The organism is Chamaesiphon sp. GL140_3_metabinner_50 (genome assembly GCF_025361915.1).
Lineage (GTDB): Bacteria > Cyanobacteriota > Cyanobacteriia > Cyanobacteriales > Chamaesiphonaceae > Chamaesiphon.
This window is the reverse complement of record NZ_JANYJC010000359.1, coordinates 1-2,308: the sequence shown is the minus strand read 5'-3', so window position 1 is coordinate 2,308 and position 2,308 is coordinate 1. Positions and strand designations below refer to the sequence as shown.

Genomic DNA, 2,308 nt, shown 5'->3' with positions numbered 1-2,308 from the left:
TCGATCGTTCCATTCATTAAAATCTGGTTCTAAACTATAACGCCGCGCACAATCTTGGGGAAATCTGGTCGTAATAATCACCCGCGCACCATCTTTTAATAGTCGCAAACCTAATTGATAACCGATCTTAATTCTGCCGCCCGTAATTAAGGCAACTCTACCAGTTAAATCCGCTCGTTGCGAACGTTTTGGATAATTAAATTCGGCACATTTCGGACAGAGCAAATGATAAAAAGAATCAACTTCTCGGTAGGCTTGTTTACAGATATAACAAGATATCGACTGCTGCAAATGCGGCTGTTGTGCTGTTGGTAGTAGATGGCGATTTAATTCGGGATGTTGCGATCGAACTAATAATGTGTTCTCTCTTGTCTGACGATCTTCAATTTGTCTTTCCGTGCGATCGTGTTTGCGCGAATATTTACGTCCTTGCTTATGAATTTTAGCAATTAAACCCTTGATGCGATCGTGACTTGCGATCGATTCTGGATTGTCAGCAATTTGCTGTAAAACTTCCAAACAAATTTCTAGTTTTTCCGGTGAAATATTATCCATCTTTGAGAGAATGTCTGAGAACTCAATTCTGTTCAGCTTAAACCCTAGAAATCCCCCCTAACCCCCCTTGAAAAGGGGGGAACCGGAATTGAAGTCCCCCTTTCCAAGGGGGATTTAGGGGGATTTAGATCTACGATACATATCAAAAAATCTTTTCAGACATCCTCTCAAGCCCGATCGACATCATCTCACAGTCGATCGGAAAATTAGCCTAACTCCCCTGTACAATAGCGATCGGCATAATTTTAGAGAAAAGGCACACTATTAAGCATTATGGGCGAAAACTTAACACAATTATTGGAACCGATCGCCAGTCAATTTCGTGCGCTCGATCTCCCCGAACCTCTAACTCACTGGGGACATCCCTTTTTTATGAGCATCGTTATGTACGTCATGGGTGGATATGGTGCTTATGTTGGCTGGAAAGGTAGAATATTAACCGCTAGCGATCCCAAAGCCGCAATCGTCAGCAAGACACAGCATCGCAAGGTGATGCCTGTCATGTTTGCATTTATGGCGATCGGGGCAACTGGTGGTATCTTATCTCTAGTTATCCAAAAGCACGCCGTTATGAGCAGTTCTCACTTCTTAACAGCTCTCGTCGTCCTCACTTTACTCGCAATTAACAGCGTTATCTCTAGTACTGGATTTGGCGGAAATAAGCCCGAACTCCGAAAAGTCCACGCCTATCTGGGTAGTGGCATTCTCGTCATGATGATCGTTCACTCTTTGATGGGATTGAAGTTAGGGTTATCGATTTAAGAGATGGGAGACTGGGAGATGGGAGATTGGAGACGAGGAGACGAGGAGACGGGGAGACTGGATAAATTGTTAATCCTTCTTACTCCTTACTCCTTACTCCTCCCAGTAGGGTAATATTGTGAAATCAAACCCGTTGAAGTGGGGGTATTATAGATAACCCACGATCGGGTGCAAACTACCTATTTTGAGATCGATCGAATGTCTAATCAAGCTGAATTATGGTTTCAACCGTTAATCTGGATGGATTTCCGATTGGCGGTAATTTTTACAGTATTAATGCCACTGATTTTACTACTGTGGGCATTCGCTCAAAAAACGGTAGTCATCCAGAGTTTATTAATTATCTATTGGCGGGTAGCTAGTTTACTCGCGATCGTAGTATATCTCCAAATCGGTTCGTCACCATTGAGTTTTATCGCCTCATTTGTCGGTCAATCATTAATTCCGCTGTCGCTATGGTTTTGGGCGGATATTAACGAAGAAATTAACGATTTGCCCGATCGTCCACTTAAATTGGGATTTTTGGCTTGGCGATGGGCGACTAGCATCTATTGTACCCTGAGCGCGATCGCCGTTATTCCGTTTCTATCATGTGCTGTTGGCGGTACTACCACCGCTTATTGTCAGGCGTGGTTCCAACCTTCTTGGCTTTATTACAATTTTTTCCATGCCAATTCCAAGCCAGAGTTTCTCAGTCTGCTCGGCATTTTAGGGCTAATTATTTACAGCCTATATCTACTCTACTTCTTAATCGTCCGGCTGGGCAAGCAAGGTCGATCGGCAATGGTGGGGGATGAGTAGGGAGATGGGAGGTGGGAGATGGGAGTAAGGAGAAAGGAGTAAGAAGGATTAACAATTTATCCAGTCCCCCAGTCCCCCCGTCTCCCCGTCCCCCCGTCCCCCACTCTTCCATCTCCCATCTCCTACCTCCCATCTCCTACAGATCGGTCGCAGCTTTTATCCCTAGATAATTTTCCAACAATAATTGTAA

The 2,308-nt window shown here is 44.2% G+C and carries 2 protein-coding genes and 1 pseudogene; 2 read left to right on the top strand and 1 reads right to left on the bottom strand.

The window, feature by feature from the left end; all coding sequences use genetic code 11:
* Positions 1-555 (bottom strand): annotated as a pseudogene (locus tag Q0R35_RS17595) (SDR family NAD(P)-dependent oxidoreductase); the annotation flags it as partial.
* A 273-nt stretch (positions 556-828) separates the two neighbouring features.
* On the opposite strand from Q0R35_RS17595, the gene Q0R35_RS17590 reads away from it, so the two are divergent.
* Entirely contained in the window at positions 829-1,317 is a 489-nt protein-coding gene (locus Q0R35_RS17590; RefSeq protein WP_295621480.1) for a DUF4079 domain-containing protein, read from the top strand.
* A gap of 198 nt (positions 1,318-1,515) precedes the next feature.
* Positions 1,516-2,118, top strand: coding sequence for a DUF3177 family protein (locus Q0R35_RS17585; protein WP_295621483.1), 603 nt, complete (start codon positions 1,516-1,518; stop codon positions 2,116-2,118).
* The last annotated feature ends 190 nt before the right edge of the window (positions 2,119-2,308 follow it).